Origin of the sequence: Micromonospora palythoicola, assembly GCF_036689795.1 — a bacterium.
Classification (GTDB): domain Bacteria; phylum Actinomycetota; class Actinomycetes; order Mycobacteriales; family Micromonosporaceae; genus Micromonospora; species Micromonospora palythoicola.
This window is the reverse complement of record NZ_JBAGKI010000021.1, coordinates 48,236-65,727: the sequence shown is the minus strand read 5'-3', so window position 1 is coordinate 65,727 and position 17,492 is coordinate 48,236. Positions and strand designations below refer to the sequence as shown.

General features: G+C 72.1%; 19 protein-coding genes. 11 read left to right on the top strand and 8 right to left on the bottom strand.

Going from position 1 to position 17,492, the window contains the following annotated elements:
- Positions 1–1,594 precede the first annotated feature (1,594 nt).
- The 5 genes from V5O40_RS12445 to V5O40_RS12425 all read left to right on the top strand — a co-directional run bounded on the left by V5O40_RS12445 (position 1,595) and on the right by V5O40_RS12425 (position 5,464).
- The gene (locus V5O40_RS12445) at positions 1,595–1,837 is read left to right on the top strand and encodes a hypothetical protein (protein WP_332905577.1); all 243 of its coding nucleotides are present in this window, start codon (positions 1,595–1,597) and stop codon (positions 1,835–1,837) included.
- Between the two features lie 174 nt (positions 1,838–2,011).
- Entirely contained in the window at positions 2,012–3,553 is a 1,542-nt protein-coding gene (locus tag V5O40_RS12440) for a DEAD/DEAH box helicase (protein WP_332905576.1), read from the top strand.
- Positions 3,554–3,631: 78 nt separating this feature from the next.
- Entirely contained in the window at positions 3,632–4,261 is a 630-nt protein-coding gene (locus V5O40_RS12435; protein WP_332905575.1) for a putative glycolipid-binding domain-containing protein, read from the top strand.
- 386 nt (positions 4,262–4,647) lie between these two features.
- Complete coding sequence (locus V5O40_RS12430; RefSeq protein ID WP_332905574.1) at positions 4,648–5,175, top strand: DUF6232 family protein; 528 nt, start codon at positions 4,648–4,650, stop codon at positions 5,173–5,175.
- Positions 5,168–5,464, top strand: coding sequence for a hypothetical protein (locus V5O40_RS12425; protein WP_332905573.1), 297 nt, complete (start codon positions 5,168–5,170; stop codon positions 5,462–5,464). The genes V5O40_RS12430 and V5O40_RS12425 overlap by 8 nt, the downstream gene beginning before the upstream one ends.
- A gap of 30 nt (positions 5,465–5,494) precedes the next feature.
- Here the strand turns inward: V5O40_RS12425 and cds1 are convergent, their stop codons facing one another.
- Together cds1 and V5O40_RS12415 are read right to left on the bottom strand one after the other, a co-directional pair.
- Positions 5,495–6,586, bottom strand: a complete 1,092-nt coding sequence (cds1, locus tag V5O40_RS12420; protein ID WP_332905572.1) for an L-cysteine desulfhydrase Cds1 — start codon at positions 6,584–6,586, stop codon at positions 5,495–5,497.
- Positions 6,587–6,624: 38 nt separating this feature from the next.
- Positions 6,625–7,083 carry an Lrp/AsnC family transcriptional regulator gene (locus V5O40_RS12415; RefSeq protein ID WP_332905571.1) on the bottom strand — a complete coding sequence of 153 codons (459 nt, stop codon included), beginning with the start codon at positions 7,081–7,083 and terminating at the stop codon, positions 6,625–6,627.
- A 268-nt stretch (positions 7,084–7,351) separates the two neighbouring features.
- Here V5O40_RS12415 and V5O40_RS12410 point away from each other — a divergent pair, with 268 nt between their 5' ends.
- Positions 7,352–7,621, top strand: a complete 270-nt coding sequence (locus V5O40_RS12410) for a BldC family transcriptional regulator (protein WP_099847941.1) — start codon at positions 7,352–7,354, stop codon at positions 7,619–7,621.
- 27 nt (positions 7,622–7,648) lie between these two features.
- Here V5O40_RS12410 and V5O40_RS12405 read toward each other — a convergent pair whose 3' ends face one another.
- Positions 7,649–8,278, bottom strand: coding sequence for a UbiX family flavin prenyltransferase (locus tag V5O40_RS12405; RefSeq protein WP_332905570.1), 630 nt, complete (start codon positions 8,276–8,278; stop codon positions 7,649–7,651).
- Between the two features lie 158 nt (positions 8,279–8,436).
- On the opposite strand from V5O40_RS12405, the gene V5O40_RS12400 reads away from it, so the two are divergent.
- Positions 8,437–9,432, top strand: a complete 996-nt coding sequence (locus V5O40_RS12400; protein ID WP_332905569.1) for a terpene synthase family protein — start codon at positions 8,437–8,439, stop codon at positions 9,430–9,432.
- 82 nt (positions 9,433–9,514) lie between these two features.
- Here the strand turns inward: V5O40_RS12400 and mqnP are convergent, their stop codons facing one another.
- Both mqnP and V5O40_RS12390 read right to left on the bottom strand, forming a co-directional pair.
- Positions 9,515–10,492, bottom strand: coding sequence for a menaquinone biosynthesis prenyltransferase MqnP (mqnP, locus tag V5O40_RS12395; protein ID WP_332905568.1), 978 nt, complete (start codon positions 10,490–10,492; stop codon positions 9,515–9,517).
- On the bottom strand, positions 10,492–11,952 hold the full coding sequence (locus V5O40_RS12390) for a menaquinone biosynthesis decarboxylase (protein WP_332905567.1): 1,461 nt from the start codon (positions 11,950–11,952) through the stop codon (positions 10,492–10,494). Before V5O40_RS12390 ends, mqnP begins: the two co-directional genes overlap by 1 nt.
- A 178-nt stretch (positions 11,953–12,130) precedes the next feature.
- Here V5O40_RS12390 and V5O40_RS12385 point away from each other — a divergent pair, with 178 nt between their 5' ends.
- On the top strand, positions 12,131–13,543 hold the full coding sequence (locus V5O40_RS12385) for a hypothetical protein (RefSeq protein WP_332905566.1): 1,413 nt from the start codon (positions 12,131–12,133) through the stop codon (positions 13,541–13,543).
- A 279-nt stretch (positions 13,544–13,822) separates the two neighbouring features.
- Positions 13,823–14,710 carry a transglutaminase-like domain-containing protein gene (locus tag V5O40_RS12380; protein WP_332905565.1) on the top strand — a complete coding sequence of 296 codons (888 nt, stop codon included), beginning with the start codon at positions 13,823–13,825 and terminating at the stop codon, positions 14,708–14,710.
- A gap of 15 nt (positions 14,711–14,725) precedes the next feature.
- Here V5O40_RS12380 and V5O40_RS12375 read toward each other — a convergent pair whose 3' ends face one another.
- Positions 14,726–15,286, bottom strand: coding sequence for a carboxymuconolactone decarboxylase family protein (locus tag V5O40_RS12375; protein ID WP_332905564.1), 561 nt, complete (start codon positions 15,284–15,286; stop codon positions 14,726–14,728).
- A gap of 64 nt (positions 15,287–15,350) precedes the next feature.
- On the opposite strand from V5O40_RS12375, the gene V5O40_RS12370 reads away from it, so the two are divergent.
- Complete coding sequence (locus V5O40_RS12370; protein WP_332905563.1) at positions 15,351–15,827, top strand: MarR family winged helix-turn-helix transcriptional regulator; 477 nt, start codon at positions 15,351–15,353, stop codon at positions 15,825–15,827.
- On the opposite strand, the gene V5O40_RS12365 is transcribed toward V5O40_RS12370, so the two are convergent.
- Positions 15,817–16,011 (bottom strand): DUF397 domain-containing protein, encoded by a 195-nt coding sequence (locus tag V5O40_RS12365; RefSeq protein WP_164446551.1) that lies wholly within the window; start codon positions 16,009–16,011, stop codon positions 15,817–15,819. The two genes, V5O40_RS12370 and V5O40_RS12365, sit on opposite strands and share 11 nt — an antisense overlap.
- On the bottom strand, positions 15,999–16,790 hold the full coding sequence (locus V5O40_RS12360) for a helix-turn-helix domain-containing protein (protein ID WP_332905562.1): 792 nt from the start codon (positions 16,788–16,790) through the stop codon (positions 15,999–16,001). Before V5O40_RS12360 ends, V5O40_RS12365 begins: the two co-directional genes overlap by 13 nt.
- A gap of 508 nt (positions 16,791–17,298) precedes the next feature.
- Here V5O40_RS12360 and V5O40_RS27935 point away from each other — a divergent pair.
- Positions 17,299–17,454, top strand: a complete 156-nt coding sequence (locus V5O40_RS27935; RefSeq protein ID WP_408631867.1) for a hypothetical protein — start codon at positions 17,299–17,301, stop codon at positions 17,452–17,454.
- Positions 17,455–17,492 lie beyond the last annotated feature (38 nt).

Sequence of the window (17,492 nt, the reverse complement as noted above, 5' to 3'; positions counted from 1 at the left end):
ATCCAGGCTGCCCGGCGGTCGATGACACCGCGACGCGGTACCCACTCCGGGTGTGCCGCACGGGTGGAATGTGGCACGGTGTCACTCAGGCACTCCCGGTCCGGCGGTACGGGTCGGTGGCGAGCGTGGCGCGGAGGCGACGATGACGGAGCAAGAGGTTCCGGCGGGGCCGGCCACCGGCAGCGCCCCGGACCCGGCGACCGATGAACCGGCCCAACCCCCGGTCGCGCAACCACCCACCTCGCGTCCGGCCCCGGACGTCGCCGGCCAGTCGGCGGTTCCGGCCCGAGGCCGGGCGGGCGTCGCCAGGGTGACGGCAGCCGGCGACGTGCCTCATGGGCAGCCACCGGAAGGCTCCGGACCGGCCATGACCGGCGGGGGCACCACGTACCGGGCCGCCGCCGGACCGGTGGGCACGAGCGAGCCGCGCCAGCAGCCGGCCGCACCGAAAGCGGCACGGGCCAGCGTTCGGGTGCCCAACCTCAGCCCCGTGAGCGTGGACGAGGCGCAGTCGGCCGGAGGCGGCGGCAAGGCACCAGGTGTCTATCGCTCCACTCCGGCTCAGGTGGCGACTCCTGCCAAGGTGGCCGGACCGGCTCAGGTGGCCCCTCCGGCTCAGGTGGCCCCTCCGGCTCAGGTGGTCCCTCCGGCTCAGGTGGCCCCTCCAGCCGGGCCGGAGCCGGTCCAACCACCGGAGCCCGCCCGGCCGCCCGAGCCGGCCGAGCCGCCCACGCCACCGGCGCCCGAGCCGGAACCGGCACCCCATCCCCCGGTGCCCGGCCCGATTCCACCTGGACCGACTCCACCATCGCCGGCACCGCCCTCGCCAGCACCGGCGCCGCCGACGCCCGGTCCGTACCCGCCCGGACCGGCCCCGGTTCCGTCGCCCACCCCCCGTCCCGCACCACCGGTGCCGGGCCCGCCGACACCGCCGCCCGGTCCGCCCGTGCCGGCACCACCGCCGCCACCGGGTCCGCTGCCGGCACCGCCGTTCCCGCCCCCACCGGCCACCGCCGACGTCGTCGGGGTCGCACCGGCGACCGCCGACCCGACCCGCGCGACACCGTCCGTCGAGACCACCCGACCCACGCCGTCCGCCGCTGGTTCCCGAAGTGTTCCGCCCGCCGGACCTCGCGAGGCCGACGGGGCGCCGGTCGTGCCGGCGCCGGCGCTGCCCGTCTGGCCGCCGCCGACGAATCCCGCCGGCCGCCGTGACGAGCCCGCGCCCAGCTCACCCGGGGCCGCGCCCCGGCCTTCGTCCCGTCCAGGGCTGCGCCCGGGCTCCGCCGGGTCGCTCGCGGGCTCCGTCGGGTCGCTGGCGGCGGTGGGTCCGTCGGGCGCGGATCCGGGTGCGACGCGAACCCCGAGCAGCCTGTCCGAGACCCCCGCGTGGGTCGGGACGCCCGCGACCGGTTCGCCGCCAGGCGGCCGGTCGGGCGAAGCGGAGCCCACCCACCGGTCGGGCGAAGCGGACCAGGCGTACCGACCGGCCGAGGCGGAACGCCCGCAGCGGCCGGCCGGGCCAGTGCCGGCACAGCGTCCCGGCGGTTCCGACCTGAGCGCGTACTACGCCGGACTCGAGAGTTCGGCGACGGTGGCGTTCCCGACCGGTGACCAGGAGACCTCCGGCTCGTTGACCGGGCACATCCTGGCCCAGGGTTGGGCGGACACGGCGGCCGAGCGGTCCCGCGGCACCCTCCGGGTCGTGATCCTGATGGCGGTCGCGCTGGGGGTGCTGGTGGCGATCAGCGTCCTCGTGGTGCTGTTCGCGAACGACGCGCTGCCCAGCGCGAGCGGTGGCCTGGCAGACGACCGACGGCTTGTGGATCGTTGGTGAGTCCGCCCACTACCCGGCTCCGGTCGCAAGCAGGCACGCGCCGGCCGCCGTACACTTGTCGCTGATCATTGACCTGGCGCGTGACCACGCGCCCATGGGCGATCTTGCGGAAGATCCGGCGGCCACGGCCGCAGCGGGACATCGCGAAGATGCGCCCCGCTCGAAAGGCATTTCTTGACCACCTCCGCTGAACTCGGCATGCCCCCGATCTCCGCCGACCTCCCCGCCGCGCCGCAACCGGCCGGCTCGACCGCCCCGGTCACCTTCGACTCGCTCGGCCTTCCCCGGCAGTTGGTCCGGGCCCTGGACCGACAGGGCATCACCACTCCGTTCGAGATCCAACAGGCCACCGTGCCGGACGCGCTCGCCGGACGCGACGTGCTGGGCCGGGGGCAGACCGGCTCCGGCAAGACCCTCGCCTTCGGGCTGCCGTTGCTGGCCCGGATCGCCGCCGGTGAGCGGGCCCGCCCCCGGCATCCCCGGGCGCTCGTGCTGGTGCCCACCCGGGAACTGGCCATGCAGGTCAACGACGCGCTGCTGCCGCTGGGCAAGGCCGTCGGCGTGTTCCTCAAGACCGCCGTCGGCGGGGTGCCGTACGACCGGCAGATCGATGCCCTGCGGCGCGGCGTCGAGGTGGTGGTGGCCACCCCGGGTCGGCTCGCCGACCTGATCGACCGTGGTGTCTGCCAGCTCGACGACGTCGAGATCACCGTGCTCGACGAGGCCGACCAGATGGCCGACATGGGTTTCCTGCCCGAGGTCACCGAGTTGTTGGCGAAGACACCGGCGGACGCGCAGCGACTGCTCTTCTCGGCCACTCTCGACGGTGACGTCGACGCGCTGGTGCGGCGGTTCATGACCGACCCGGTCACCCACTCGACCGCACCGCCGACCGCTGCCGTGTCCACGATGGACCATCACCTGCTGCTCATTCCGCCGCAGGAGAAGTTCCCGGTCACCGCGTCGATCGCCGCGCGGGCGGGCCGGACCATCGTGTTCGCCCGTACCCAGTTGGGCGTGGACCGGCTGGTCACCCAGCTCGCCGCGGTGGGCGTCCGGGCCGGTGGGCTGCACGGGGGCAAGACCCAGCGGATGCGCACCCGCACCCTGGCGGAGTTCCGCGAGGGACGCACCAACGTCCTGGTCGCCACCGACGTCGCGGCGCGAGGCATCCACGTCGACGGGGTCTCCCTGGTGCTGCACGTCGACCCGCCCAAGGACCCGAAGGACTACCTGCACCGCGCGGGGCGTACCGCCCGGGCCGGTGAGACCGGCGCGGTGGCCACCCTGGTGCTGCCGAAGCAACGCCGCACCACCCTGGCGATGCTGGAGAAGGCCGGTGTGGAGCCGGCCCAGTCCCGGGTCCGCGTCGGCGACCCGGTGCTGGCCGAGCTGACCGGGGCACGGGAGCCGAGCGGCGTGCCGGTGCGCGACGAGCCGGAGCCGCAGCCCCGGCGGGGCAGCCGACCGGGCGGCCCCCGTCGCTTCGGCGACCGGCCTGGCGGCGAGCGCCGGTACGCCGACCACGGTCACCGGGGCGAACGCCGCTTCGCCGAGCAGGCACCGGGCGAGCGCCGTTACCACGACCACCCGCGCGGCGAGCGCCGCTTCGGCGGTGATCGCAACGGTTGGTCGGAGGGCCGGAGCACGCACGAGCGGCCCCGCAGCGAGGACCGGCGTGGGACGGGCGGCCGACCACGGGTTCGCAGCTACTGACCGACCGTGTTCCGCGCGCGGTGCTGATCTTCGGCGCATACGCTGCCCGGCTCCGCCGGGTGGCGTAACGTCCGGCTCATGCCGACCACGCCGAAGTCACTGCTGTGGACCCGTACGGACACCGCCGGTGCCGAGCACGCCCTGGTCGACGACGGCCACGGCCTGACGGCGCAGGGCACCCAGTTGGCCGTCGACCCGGTGCCCTACACGTGCCGCTACCAGGTGACCACCGACGCCGACTGGGCCAGTGTGCGGCTCGAGGTCGAGGTCGAGGGAGCCGGGTGGCGGCGCAGCGTACGGCTGGAACGGGCGACCCAGCGATGGCGGGTGACCGCCGCCGAGCAGGGCGATCTCGACGCGGTCCTGACCGCCGCCGGGCACGCCCCGGCCGGGCTGCCCGGCGTGGAGGACCCGGATCGGCTGGCCGACGCCCTGGACGTGGATCTGGGTGGCTCACCGCTGTTCAACACCCTGCCGCTGCGCCGGCTCGGCCTGACCACCGCACCCCCCGACACCGCCCGCTCGATAAGCGTGGCCTGGGTGCTGCTGCCCAGCCTCACCGTGCTCCCCACCGAGCAGGTGTACACCGGGTTGGGCCCGAACCGCTTCCGGTACGCCAGCGGCGGCTTCAGCGCCGAGGTCGAGGTGGACGTGGAAGGCTACGTGCTGCGTTACCCGGGGCTGGCCGAGCGCGCGGCGGCCCGCTGAGGCTTCCGCCGCGCGGGGTTGGGCCGCCGTGCGTGCCGGCCCTTCGGCTGCGAGCCGTCGACCGATAGCCCCCATCCAACCGCAGGCGGGATGACCACCCCCGCCTTGCGGTGCCGCCTGCGCGCACATCCGATGACGGCCCGACCACGGTCGGAGAAACGTTGTCCACCATTCGGCGATTGACAGCGCCGATTTTCTCTCAGAACGAAGCAACAATTGCAGGGATGTCACTTTCCCGACAGTCCCGTGGGTGGGACCGTATCGATTGCCGGAGTATGGTTCGCGTAATCAATTCACACCCGGCTTATCTCTGCTGACCCGGGATGTAAATGAATCACCCAGGTCGGCGACCCGACGCCCCGAGCGACCACAGGAGGGGAGCAAACGTGACGGAGCATTCCGGCGTCACACAGATAAGAGTCAACCGAGCCACGTTGTGGATCGGCGGCGACGTTTATCAGCTCAGCAGCATCGCCCGGGTCCGGTCGTTGGTGTCCGAGCCGGACCGTCGGGGAATCGGGCGCGCGATCGCCCGAGCCGGTGGCTGGTTCGCCGGCGGAGTACTGCTGCTCTGCTGCGCCGGGCAGATGGAACTTCCGGTTTTCGCACTCGTCCTGGTCGCCGCCGCCGTGCTCGGTCTGATCGCGTATCACGTCTGGCGAGCCATCCGGCTAGCCCGCCAGGCGACCCAGTACGCGCTCGTGGTCGAGACGAACGGGGCGACCAGTGCGGCGCTCGTGAGCACCGACCGCGCCATGGTCGAGGGTCTGGTCAACCTGATCGCGAACGCTCTCGAGAACCCGCCGACCCGGGAGATCGTCCAGAACATCGACAACCGGAAACTGGTATTCGGCGACGAAATCAACATGATGGGCGGCGGCGTCCAGATCGGAAAGGTGGCACGCGGTGACTGAGCATGTCCACGGCGACCAGATAATCATGCGCGACGGCCAGGTGCAGATCGGCAAAGTCGTCGGACCAGCGTTGTCCGAGCTGATTGAGCTGATTGCCGCACTTCAGGAGAAAGGACACGTCGACAACCACGGAAACGTCGTCGACCCAACAGCCGCCGCCGCTCACGTAGGCGCGGAAAAGGGCCGCTTCGGCAACCTCGGCCGGGCGGTCGGTAGCGGATTGGGGCCGGTGTTGCAGAACACGATCGCCGGCACCGCGGCCCAGTTCATCGTCCGGCTGTTCCAGTGACGCCCCTGACCGGCGCTTCGGGTCGAGCTGTCAACTCGGCCAGGAACCGTCGGTCAGGAAGCGGTCGACGGTGGCCAGGTGCGGGGTCAGGTCGAGGCCCTGCCCGGTCACCCACCCGTCGGCGTAGTAGGTGTCGGCGTACCGGTCGCCCGCGTCGCAGATCAGGGTGACCACCGAGCCCGTCCGGCCGGCGGCCAGCAGTTCGGCGATCAGGCCGAAGGCACCCCACAGGTTGGTGCCGGTCGAGCCGCCCACCCGCCGACCCAGCACCGCCGAGGCGGCTCGCATGGCCGCCAGCGAGGCCGCGTCGGGTACCTGCATCATCCGGTCCACCACCGAGGGCAGGAACGACGCCTCGACGGTCGGCCGGCCGATTCCCTCGATCCGGGACCCCCGACCGGTTCGCACCGACCAGTCGGCCGCCTGCCAGGCCGGGTAGAACGCGGAGTTCTCCGGATCGACCACGCAGAGCTTGGTGGGCAGCCGCCGGTAGCGGGCGTACCGGCCGATGGTGGCGCTGGTGCCGCCGGTACCCGCACCGACCACGATCCAGGCCGGTATCGGATGCCGTTCCAGGGCGAGCTGCGCGTAGATCGACTCGGCGATGTTGTTGTTGCCCCGCCAGTCGGTGGCCCGCTCCGCGTAGGTGAACTGGTCCATGTAGTGCCCGCCGCAGTCCTCGGCGAGCCAGCGTGCCTCGATGACCACCTTCGCCGGGTCCTGGACCAGATGGCACCGGCCGCCCTGGAACTCGATCTGGGCGATCTTCTCGGGCGAGGTGGAGGCGGGCATCACCGCGATGAAGGGCAGTCCCAGCATCCGGGCGAAGTACGCCTCGGAGACCGCCGTGGAGCCGGACGACGCCTCGATGATCGTGGTGCCCGGCCCGATCCAGCCGTTGCAGAGCCCGTACAGGAACAACGACCGGGCCAGTCGGTGCTTCAGCGACCCGGTCGGATGCACCGACTCGTCCTTGAGGTAAAGGTCGATCCCCCAGTGCCGGGGCAGCGGGAACGGCAGCAGGTGGGTGTCGGCGGACCGGTTCGCGTCCGCCTCCACGGCCGCGATCGCCTCGGTCACCCACCGCCGGCTGACCTCGTCGCACCGGTCGAGATGAGTCACGCCGGGAAACCTAGCAAGCCGAACCGCGGTGCCGGGCCTCAGCCCGTCGGCGGAGCGACCGGCTGAGGCCGGTTCTCCCACTTGGTCGACAGGGCGATGCCGGTACGGGTGGAGGCGACCCCGGGTGTCCGGTTCAGCCGTACGATCAGCTGCTCCAGCTCGGCGATGGTGCCCACCCGGGCCTTGAGCAGGAAGGACTCGACGCCGGCCATGAAGTAGCAGGACTCGATCTCGGGCATGGCCCGGAACGCCTCCAGCACGTCGTCGGTGTCCGCCGCGGAGTCCTCCACGATGCCGATCAGCGCGGTCACGCCCAACCCGATGGTCTCCGGCTCGACCTCGGCGCGGTACGCCCGGATGACGCCCCCGGACTCCAGCTTCCCGACCCGTTCGTGCACCGCCGGAGCGGAAAGGCCGACCTGGCGGGCCAGTTCGGCGTACGACAGGCGGGCATTGCCACGGAGCAGGTCCACGAGGTTGAGGTCGATGGCGTCCACGGACTGTGACCCTAGTCGGCGGGGCGGGACAGCCGGACTCCGGTATCCGTTTGATCTGGCAGCGGGTGACAGTTCGCATACCCGGGGTTCGGAGGGCGCGACGCCGGTACCATTTACTAACTTCCCACTCAGTGCGTTTTTCGCGTTTGGCGGACACGCCAGGTCGCTGGTGCTGTAATTGCCATACGTCCCTCATGACGGCTCTGGGCTCGCACCGGCCGGGGGCAGTGTGTTCAGCCGGGGGCTTCGTCGATGCGAGGAGGGGGCTGTGGACACTGGAGATCGCCTGCTGACACCGGGTGAAGTCGCCGCACTGTTTCGGGTGGACCCGAAAACTGTGACGCGATGGGCGGCGGCGGGCCGGATCGGGAGCATCCGGACTCCAGGAGGGCATCGCCGGTTTCGGGAATCCGAGGTGCGGGCCCTGCTTGAAGGGGAGGGCATGCTGGACGAGGCGGACGAGATGGGTAGACCGCGTAATGCGGGCCCGACCGCTTCGACCGGCCCTGCGGGCCCGGCAAACGCCGGCATGTACTGAATTGCGGGTCGGGGCGCGGACCGGCCGTCAGGTCCGGTCCGCGTTCAATTTCCCGGCCCACCGCTTGAACAGGGTGTGCGGCACGTCGAGGGCGTCGAGCACCTTGCCCGCCACGAAATCCACCAGCTGGGCCGCGGAGGCGGCGGCACCCGCACCGTAGAAGCCGGGGCTGGCCGGCAGCACCACCGCACCGGCGTCATGCAGCGCCATCAGGTGTTCCAGGTGGCTGCGGGTCACCGGCGTCTCCCGGGGCACCACGACCACCCGCCGACGTTCCTTGAGGTTCACCTCGGCGGCCCGCTGCAACAGGTCCTTGGACAGGCCGATCGCGATGCCGGCGCAGGCCGCCGTGCTGGCCGGCACCACCACCATCCCGCGTACCGGGTAGGAGCCGCTGCTCGGCCCGGCGGCGAGGTCACCGGCCGGCCAGTGGCGCAGGTCCGCCGTGGCGACGTCCCGTCCCAGCCAGGCGGCCAGGTCCTCGGCCCAGTGCGCGTCCCGGAACGGCCGTCCGGTCTCGTCCAGCACGGTCAGCCGGGCGGCCCGGGAGACGATCAGGTCCACCGGCTCCCCGGCGTCGAGCAACCCGCGGACGACCGCGGCCGCGTACGGCGTGCCGGATGCCCCGGACACCCCGACCACCCATGGTTCGCGCATGCTCTCAGCCTGCCTGGTCACCGCAGGCGCCGGTCGGGCACCCCGGGAACCTTGTCCGAGGTGCCCATGATCGTCGTGGCTGCGCCGTTACGCCACCGATGCCCGGCCGGTCTGCGGCAGCCACCGGGAGCTGGCATGCTGCCGGGGACGAAAGCACCGTGGGGGCCGACCGGAAGGATGTGGAGATCATCTCGTCGTCGGCCGGCGCCGCCCGCCACATCCTGCCGTCGCTGCGTGCCGCCTGCCCGATCGCGCCGCAGCTCTCCCCGTACGCCGACGACGTGCAGGAGTGGCTGGTGTCCGAGCTGCCGCTGGACGCGCCGACGCGGGAGCGGCTGGGTCGGGCCGGTTTCGCCCGGTACGCGGGGCGGCTCTATCCCGACGCCACCGAGGCCGACCTGCGCACCCTGACCGCGCTGTTCACCTGGTTCTTCCTGGTCGACGACGCCTGCGACGGACCGGAGCGGATCGGCCTGGACGAGATCCGGGCCCTGCGCGACGGCGCGGTCGCGCTGCTGCGCGGCGGTCCCCGGCTGCGACACCCCGGTCTGGCCGGTCCGCTGCGCCGGCTGCTGGCCAGTGCCTGGCGGGAGCCGCACCGCCGGATGCCCGTCCGCTGGCGGCTGCGCTTCGCCGACGCGGTCGCCCATCATCTCGACGGCACCTGGCAGGAGGCGGTCAACAAGGCGACCGGGCATGCGCCCGCCGTCGAGGAGTACGTCGAGCTGCGCCGGGCGACCTCGGCGGCGTACGTGTCGTACCCGCTGGTGGAGTTCGTCACCGGCCGGCCGCTGCCCGAGCCGGTCTACCACCACCCACGGCTGAGTCAGCTTCGCGGCGTCGGTAACGACCTGCTGTCCTGGTACAACGACATCGCCTCGCTGGACCGGGACGCGGCCAGCTCCGGCGGGCACAACCTGGTGCTGGCGCTGGCCGCGGCACATCGGGTGCCGGTGCCCGCCGCCGTTGAGCAGGCGGCGCAGCGCTGGCACGAGTCGATGCGCCGTTTCGTCAGCCTGCGGGCCACGGTGCCCTCGTTCGGTCCGGCGCTGGACCCGGCCGTCACCGCCCATCTCGACGGGGTGGCCCGGGCCGTACGCGGCACCATCGACTGGACCATGGAGAGCGCCCGCTACGCCGTGCCGGGCAGGTGACCGGCCCCGCAGCCTGTACCGGCCAGTTCCGGCCCGCAGGCCGAGCCGGCCAGCTCCGGGCGTTCGGGCCGAGCCGGCCGGCTCAGGCGCGCAGGCCGAGCCGGACGACCAGGTCGAGCAGGGCGAAGGCGAACAGTGCGATGCCGACGAAGCCGTTTGCGGTGAAGAACGCCCGGTTGACCCGGCTCAGGTCGGTCGGCGTGACCACCAGGTGCTGGTAGCCGAAGGCGACCGCGGTGAGGGCCAGCCCGATCCACCAGAGCCAGCCGAAGCCGATCAGCACGCCGAACCAGCCGAACAGCGCGAAGGTGACCACGTGCGCGACGGTGGAGGCGTGCAGGGCGAAACGCAGGCCGTAGCGGGCGGGCACGCTGTGCACACCGATCTCCCGGTCGACCTCGGCGTCCTGGCAGGCGTAGATCAGATCGAACCCACCGATCCACAGGCCGACGGCGGCACCGAGCAGCCAGGCCGGTCCGGAGCCGGCGAAGGTGCCGGTCACCGCGAGCCAGGCGCCGACCGGGCCGACCATCTGCGCGACGGCCAGGATGGCGTGCGGCCAGTTGGTGAACCGCTTGCCGTACGGGTAGACCACCAGCGGCACCACGGCCAACGGCGCGAGCGCCAGGCAGAGCGGGTTGAGCAGGGCGGCGGCGGCCAGGAACACCACCAGGGCGACGCCCGCGCCGGTCCAGGCCGTCCGCAGGCTCACCGCCCCGGTCACCAACTCCCGGTTAGCGGTACGCGGATTACGCGCGTCGATCCGTCGATCCAGGATCCGGTTCGCCGCCATCGCGAACGTCCGCGCCCCCACCATCGCCACGGTGATCAGGAGCAGATCCACCCACCGAACCCGCCCCCCGTCCACCCACATCGCCGCCAGCGCCGCCAGATACGCGAACGGCAACGCGAACACCGAGTGCTCGATCGCCACGAGCCTCAGAAACGCCCCCACCCGCCCCCGCGATCTTGCACTTTCTGTCGGGGCAGAGCTGGGCGAAGCGGACGAATCAGCGACCGAAAGTGCAAGATCGCGGGGGTCGGTGGGTTGGGTGGCCATCAGATGCCGTACTCCTTCCAGCGCTTGTCGACCAGGGAGACGACCTCGGGGGCCATGGTCATTTCTTCGGGCCAGCCGCGGTGGTAGCCCTCCTCGGGGAGCTTGCGGGTGGCGTCGATGCCGGCCTTGCCACCCCAGAACTGCTGGTACGACGAATGGTCCAGGTGGTCCACCGGGCCCTCGGTGAGCAGCAGGTCCCGGGCGTAGTCGACGTTGCCGAAGGCGCGGAAGGCGACCTCGCGGTAGTCGTGCACGTCGCAGTCCTCGTCGACGATCACGATCAGCTTCGTCAGCGACATCATGTGTGCGCCCCAGATCGCGTTCATCACCTTCTGGGCGTGCTTCGGGTAGCGCTTGCGGATCGACACGATCGCGCAGTTGTGGAAGACACCGGCGGCCGGCAGGTCGTAGTCGACGATGTCCGGGATCAGGAACCGCAGCAGCGGCGCGAAGATCCGCTCGGTGGCCTTGCCGAGGCCGTGGTCCTCCTGCGGCGGCTTCGAGGTGACGATCGAGTGGTAGACCGGGTCGCGCTGCATGGTCATCGCCTCGACGTGCAGCACCGGGAAGGGCTCGACCGGGGTGTAGAAGCCGGTGTGGTCGCCGAACGGGCCCTCCGGCAGCCGCTCGCCCGGCTCCAGGTAGCCCTCCAGCACCACCTGGGCGTGCGCCGGCACCTGCAACGGCACGGTCAGGCAGTCGACCATCTCCACCCGCTCGCCGCGCAGGAAGCCGGCGAACAGGTACTCGTCGATGTCGGCCGGCAGCGGCGCGCTGGAGGCGTAGCTGACCACCGGGTCGCAGCCGATGGCGATGGCGACCGGCAGTCGCTGGCCGAGCCGCTCGGCGACTGCGTGGTGCGCGGTGGAGTTCTTGTGGATCTGCCAGTGCATGCCGAGCGTGTTGTGGCTGTGCTGCTGGAGCCGGTACAGGCCCAGGTTCCGCTTGCCGGTCTCCGGGTGCTTGGTGTGGGTCAGCCCGAAGTTGTGGAAGATCCCGCCGTCGCCCGGCCACACCTGGAGCCCGGGCAGCCGGTTGAGGTCGACGTCGCCACCCCGGTAGACCACCTGCTGGCAGGGAGCGGTCCGGACCTTCTTCGGCGGCATCGAGGTGAGCTGCATGACCTTGCCCAGGCCGCCCATCATGCCGGAGAGGCCCACCGGCAGCTCCGGCTTGAGCATCTCGCCGATCCGGTTGCCGATCTCGTCGAGCGACTCGACGCCGAGCGCCATCGCGGTGCGCTTCTCGGTGCCGAACAGGTTGATCGCCACCGGCATCTCACCCCGGGTGGGCTGCTCGAACAGCAGCGCCGGCCCGTCGTCCCGGACCGTCCGGGTGACGATCTCGCTGATCTCCAGCGTCGGGTCGACCGGGACGCCGACGCGCCGCAGTTCACCCGCGCGCTCCAGCGCCGCGAGGAAGTCCTTCAGATCGGTGTACGGGAAGCCACGAGCCGCCATGCCCGCAAGTCTCCCGCACCGCCCGACCGGCCTGCCAAGCGCGGGCGGACTTTCGGTCGGGGATCACCTCGCACGGGGCATCGGGTGTCGCACTCCACATCTAGGCTCATGACTCCCGACCCAGCCGGCGCACCGGGTGCCGATGTGCCGTCGCGGGTCCCTCCGTTGAAGGAGTCAGATGCGATCTGTGCGTAGTCCGCGCGTCCGGGCGGGGCGTTCCGCCGTGGCGCTGGCGGTCGCCGCCTCGGCCGTGGCGTTCGGGGCTCCGGCCCACGCCGAGACCGGGTCCGGTTGGTTCCAGGCCCAGCTGGACGACGTGGTGATCGGGGCCGCCGGGGCTCCGGGCAAGGTCAAGCAGCTCTACGTGTACGCGCAGGACACGGTGAACCCCCGGGTCGTGGTCGACCTGAGCGATCTGGCCGGCGTCGCCACCGCCGAGTTCCCTTCCTGGTGCACCGCCGCCGGCACGCAGATCACCTGCCCGCTCCCGCCGGATGTCGACCCGACCGCCAGCCTCCAGGCCGGCAGCATCCCGGTGCTGTTCCGGCCGGCGGACGGCGCCACCAGGGGCGACAGCGGCAGCGTCGTCTACCAGGCGTTGGCCGACAACGCCGAGCCCTCGGTGGCGACGGCGACGGTCTCCGTCAGCGACGGAGCGGATCTGGTCAACCTGGGCGACGGCCGGGTGGACAGCGCCGCCGTCGGCGACCGGTTGGCCGCACCGATCCGGCTCACCAACCTCGGCAACCGGACCAGCCGGGGAATCCGGGTCACCTTCACCCTCTCCTCCGGGCTGACCCCGTCCACCTGGTCCAACTGCTGGTACGCGCCGCTCACCGGGCACCGCACCTCGGTCGTCTGCGACCTCACCGGGCGGGTCCAGCCGGGGACGACGATGGAGGTTCCGGGCGGCTTCGGCTTCGAGATCGGCAGCTCGGCGTACGCCGGGGAGAGCCTCGACCAGTTCGTCGAGCCGCTGGCCGGTGCCGCGCCGCTGCCGGCCGAGCTCGGCTACCAGCGTCCAACGGGCGGCACCGAGCTGAAGCTGCGGACCAGCCGGACCACGTCCACGACGGCCCGCACCCTGACCAGGGAGATCGATCCGAGCGACAACTGGGCGTCCTTCTACGTCGACAACGTGCCGAACAGCCTGGACCTGGCCGCTCTGGCGGAGCCGGTCGTCGGCCCGGTCGGCGGTTCGGCGGTCCTGCGGGCCGGGGTGCGCAACAACGGTGCGGGCAGCCTGGACGACTTCCGCAGCGGCGGGGGCGAGGTGGCGCCGTTCTACCTGAGGGTGCCGGCCGGGGTGACCGTGGAGTCGGTGCCCGCGTCCTGTTTCGCCCTGTACGAGTCGGAGGACGGTTGGTACGGCGGTGAGCCGCTGCTCGGTGCCGCCTGGTACCGCTGCGCGGTGCCCAGCTCGATTTTTGCCGCCGGCGAGACCTACCAGGTGGACTTCGGTGTCCGGATCACCGCCGCGGGCGGCGAGGCCGGCGCGGTGAGCCTGAACGCCCCCGGGCCGTACCGGTCCTGGTGGGATGACGACGCCGACAACGACGAGGTTCCGGTCGTCGTGTACGCCCAGTCCTGAACGTGCTCGTCCGCGACCCCGAGACCGACCGGGCCGCGTCGGACCCGGCCCAGGCGGGCCTCGCCTGGGCCGGGCCCGAGCCTGAGCCTGAGCCGGGGTCCGAGCCGGAGCCGGGGTCCGAGCCTGAGCCGGATCCGAGCCTGTCGAGCTGAGGGCGTGAACGGATCGCGGGAACACCGCCATCCGGCAGATCCTGTGATGCTCGCTTCGCCCAGCCGGGCGCACCCGCGCGCCGCGCCGTTCCTGCCCGAGCAGGACGCCGACTTCGAGGAGTGACACGTGGACCAGGACCGGACCAACCTCTCCCGGTACGCCCGGCCGGGCCGGCTGACCTCCGCCGGGCCGTTCGCCCCGCTGCTCGAAGCGGTGCCGGCCGAGCCGGCCGAGATCGCCCGGACGATCCAGGGGCTGCTGATCCACGAGCACATCGCCGACGCGTACGGGGTCGCCCTGACCGACGACGAGCGGCAGACCGTGCACCTGCGACCCGCCGACGAGATTCTCGCCCGTATCGCCGACGCTCCGGGCGGCCAGCCACTGACCGTCCCCCGTCCTCCCGAGCAGCGGGTGGCCGGCAACTGCCGGCACTACTCGCTGCTGCTGGTCACGGCGCTGCGGGCACGGGGTGTGCCGGCCCGTGCCCGCTGCGGCTTCGGCGACTATTTCCTCGACGGCAGGTACGAGGACCACTGGGTCGCGGAGTACTGGCATGCCGAGCAACTGCGCTGGATCATGGTCGACGCCCAGCTCGACGAGCGCCAGCGGGAGTTGTTCGGCATCGACTTCGACGTCCTGGACGTGCCACGAGGCCGGTTCCTGGTCGCCGGTGAGGCGTGGGCCCGCTGCCGGGCCGGTCACGCGGACCCGGACGTCTTCGGACTCAGCTTGACCGACGAGGGCGGCTGGTGGTGGATCGCCGGCAACATTATGCGCGACGCTGCCGCGCTGCACGGGGTGGAGCTGCTGCCGTGGGACTCCTGGGGCGCGATGCCCGCCCCGGAGGAGAAGCTCGACGATGAGCGGATGGCGCTCTTCGACGAGCTGGCCCGACTCACCCGCGAGCCCGACGAGCACGCGGATGAGCTGCGCCTGCTCTACGCCGACGAACGGCTGCGCGTCCCCGCCACCGTCCGCAACGACGTGCGTGGCCGCGACGAGCCGGTGTGACGACCAGTCCCGCCGTCAGGCAGCCGGCTGCCGGGCGTACGCGGCGAGGGGTGGGTCGATCGGTGCCCGGGTGAGCCGGTTGGCGAAGGTGGAGATGGTGTACGTGCCGACGCCGAGCACCACGTCCAGGGCGTGCCGGGGCTGGTAGCCGGCGGCCAGGAAGGCGGACAGTTCCGCGTCGGGCACCGCGCCCCGGTTGTCGAGCACGGCCAGGGTGAAGCACCGCAACGCCTCCAGCCGCTCGTCGGGCAGCGTCGCGCCGGCGCGCAGCGCGTCGATCAGCTCGGAGGCGGCGCCGTGCCGGACGAGGGTGGCGGTGTGCATGGCCACACAGAGATGGCATTCGTTGCGGCCAGCGACCGTGAGCACCACGACCTCCCGCTGGATCCGGTCCAGCCCGCACCTGTCGAAGCTGGCGTTCGCGGCCAGGAAGCCGGTGAGCAGTTCGGGGGACTCGGCCATCAGGCCGACCGCGCCGGGTAGGTAGCCGATCTTGCGGTGCACTCCGGCCATGGTGGGCCGGGCGGCCTGCGGAGCGGTGTCGACGGTGTGGGTGGTGAAGGCGTGCGTGGACATGGTGACACCCCTTGCCGTAGTTTGGACAACGTGATTGACCAAACCGTAAACCAGGTTGTCGAAATTGCCAACACCTGAACCGCAGCGACCCGGCTTCGTACTGCCGCTGCTGCTGCTCGCCGGCTTCCGGGCGCTCATCGACGACCTGCACGCCGAGCTGGCCCGGCAGGGCCACCCGGAGTTGCGGCCACTGCACGGTTTCGTGCTCCAAGCCGTCGGCACCGACGGCACCACCGCCTCCGAGCTGGGCAACCGGCTGGGCGTCTCCAAGCAGGCCGCCGGCAAGACCGTCGACCGACTGGTCGCCCTCGGCTACCTGGAACGCGCCGACGACCCGCGCGACGCCCGGCGCAAGCTGGTCCGGCTGACCCCGTACGGGCTCGACGGGCTGCACCGGTCGGCGGTCGTCTTCGACGAACTGCGGCAGCGCTGGACGGAGACGCTCGGCGCGGATCGGGTCGCCGCCATCGAGGACGACCTGCGGAGAGTCACCCCCGCCAACTGGTTCCGGCTCGACATCCCGGGGTGGTTCACCGGCTGACCGGGAGCACCTCCAGGAACGCCCGCCAGGCCGCCGGGCCGAAGGTCAGCACCGCGCCGTCGCGGTCCTTGCTGTCCCGGACCGCGACCAGGCCGGGCAGGTTGTCGGCCACCTCGACACAGTCTCCGCCGTTGGTGCTGCTCCGGGTGCTGGTGCGCCACCGGGCGTCGGTCAGCTCCGCCATGACTCCGCCACCTCCGTCAACAACTCGATCGACTGCCGGGGCGGCAACGCCTCGCCCTGGATCGCCTCCCAGGAGGCCCGGATCGCCAGCACGTCCTCGGTGTGGTCGATCACCTGACCCTTGAGCTGATCGTCCAGATAGGCCACATCCTCCCCACCGGGAAGGGTAGCCAGCACGAACGCCCCGGCGACACCCGGATACGCGCCGACCGAGGCGGGCACCACGTGCAGCCGTACCCGGGCGTGCTCGGTCGCCAGCTTGACCAGCCGCCACAGTTGCTCGCGCATCACCACCGGCCCACCGACCGGCCGGCGCAGCACGTGCTCGTCGAGCACGGTGACCAGTTGCGGCGGTCGTTCGCCGGTGAGCACCGCCTGCCGGGCCAGTCGCGCCTCCACTCGCCGCTCCACCTCCGCGTCGTCGTAGAGGCCGACGCTGCGGAACAGCGCGCGGGCGTACGCCGAGGTTTGCAGCAGCCCCGGCACCACCGTGTTCTGAAACGAGCGCAGCACGGTGGCCTGCCGCTCGTTGGCCTCCCACTCCCGCATCCACTGCGGCGCACCGAGCCGGGCCAGCATCCGGACGAACGCGCCACCGGTGTCGAGCGCGTCGTCCGCCCGCTCCCAGAAGTCGGGCGGCGGCTTGCGCGCCTCGGTCTCCACCATGGCCACCGTGGAGGGCGAATAGTTGATCGCCCGAGCCAGGTCCTCCTGGGTCACCCTGCGCGCCGCCCGCATGTGCCGCAGCTCCTCGATCAGTACCCGCGACCGCTCGTCCACCCGCACCACTCCTCACCAGCACGCCCGCGTTCTCACCGCCCTCACCAGCGGCCACGTCAGGCACACAGGGCGATCGATTGCCTTCCGAGCGTAGTCGGCGTCTGGCCAGACTGTCCCCATCGGAACCGCCCGAATCCGACCCGAAAGGACGGGCGCAACCGAAGCGGGGCCGTCCGGCACGTCGGCGACGGACGGCCCCGCCTCCAGCCCCGGCAAGGGTGGCAGCACCTGGCCACGACATTCGGCCGCAGCCTGCCAGCCGACGCGGTCCTCGCCGGGGCCCGGGCCGGTTCCGGCGACGAGACGATCGGCGGTGCACCGGCCAGGCAGGGCCGCCGGACCAGCCCGAAACCGGGTCAGCCCGAACCGGGTCAGCAGAGGGGGCACGCGGATGACAGCGCGGTTTCACGTACCGCTCCGGCCGCTTTGGCTGTGTCGAGCCTGCGCCGCACCGTGGCCCTGCGCCACCGCCCGGCTCGCTCTTCTCGCCGAGTACCGGGACAGCCATGTGGCCCTGTCGATCTACCTGGCCGGGATGCTGTACGACGCCGTCGACGACCTGTACCGCCTCAACCCGCACGACGCACCGAAGCCGGCCGCGCTGCACGACCGCTTCCTCGGCTGGGCCGCGCCCCGCGCACCCCGCCCGCAACCCACCGACTGACCGCCCGGCCGTCGGACCACCCGGCCGTCGGACCGCCC

Coding starts and splice junctions, on each gene's coding strand:
- V5O40_RS12375 (WP_332905564.1), bottom strand. CDS start 15,286: ATGTCCACGCACGCCTTCACCACCCACACCGTCGACACCGCTCCGCAG.
- V5O40_RS12365 (WP_164446551.1), bottom strand. CDS start 16,011: ATGGCGGAGCTGACCGACGCCCGGTGGCGCACCAGCACCCGGAGCAGC.
- V5O40_RS12435 (WP_332905575.1), top strand. CDS start 3,632: ATGCCGACCACGCCGAAGTCACTGCTGTGGACCCGTACGGACACCGCC.
- mqnP (WP_332905568.1), bottom strand. CDS start 10,492: ATGGCCACCCAACCCACCGACCCCCGCGATCTTGCACTTTCGGTCGCT.
- V5O40_RS12385 (WP_332905566.1), top strand. CDS start 12,131: ATGCGATCTGTGCGTAGTCCGCGCGTCCGGGCGGGGCGTTCCGCCGTG.
- V5O40_RS12390 (WP_332905567.1), bottom strand. CDS start 11,952: ATGGCGGCTCGTGGCTTCCCGTACACCGATCTGAAGGACTTCCTCGCG.
- V5O40_RS12405 (WP_332905570.1), bottom strand. CDS start 8,278: ATGCGCGAACCATGGGTGGTCGGGGTGTCCGGGGCATCCGGCACGCCG.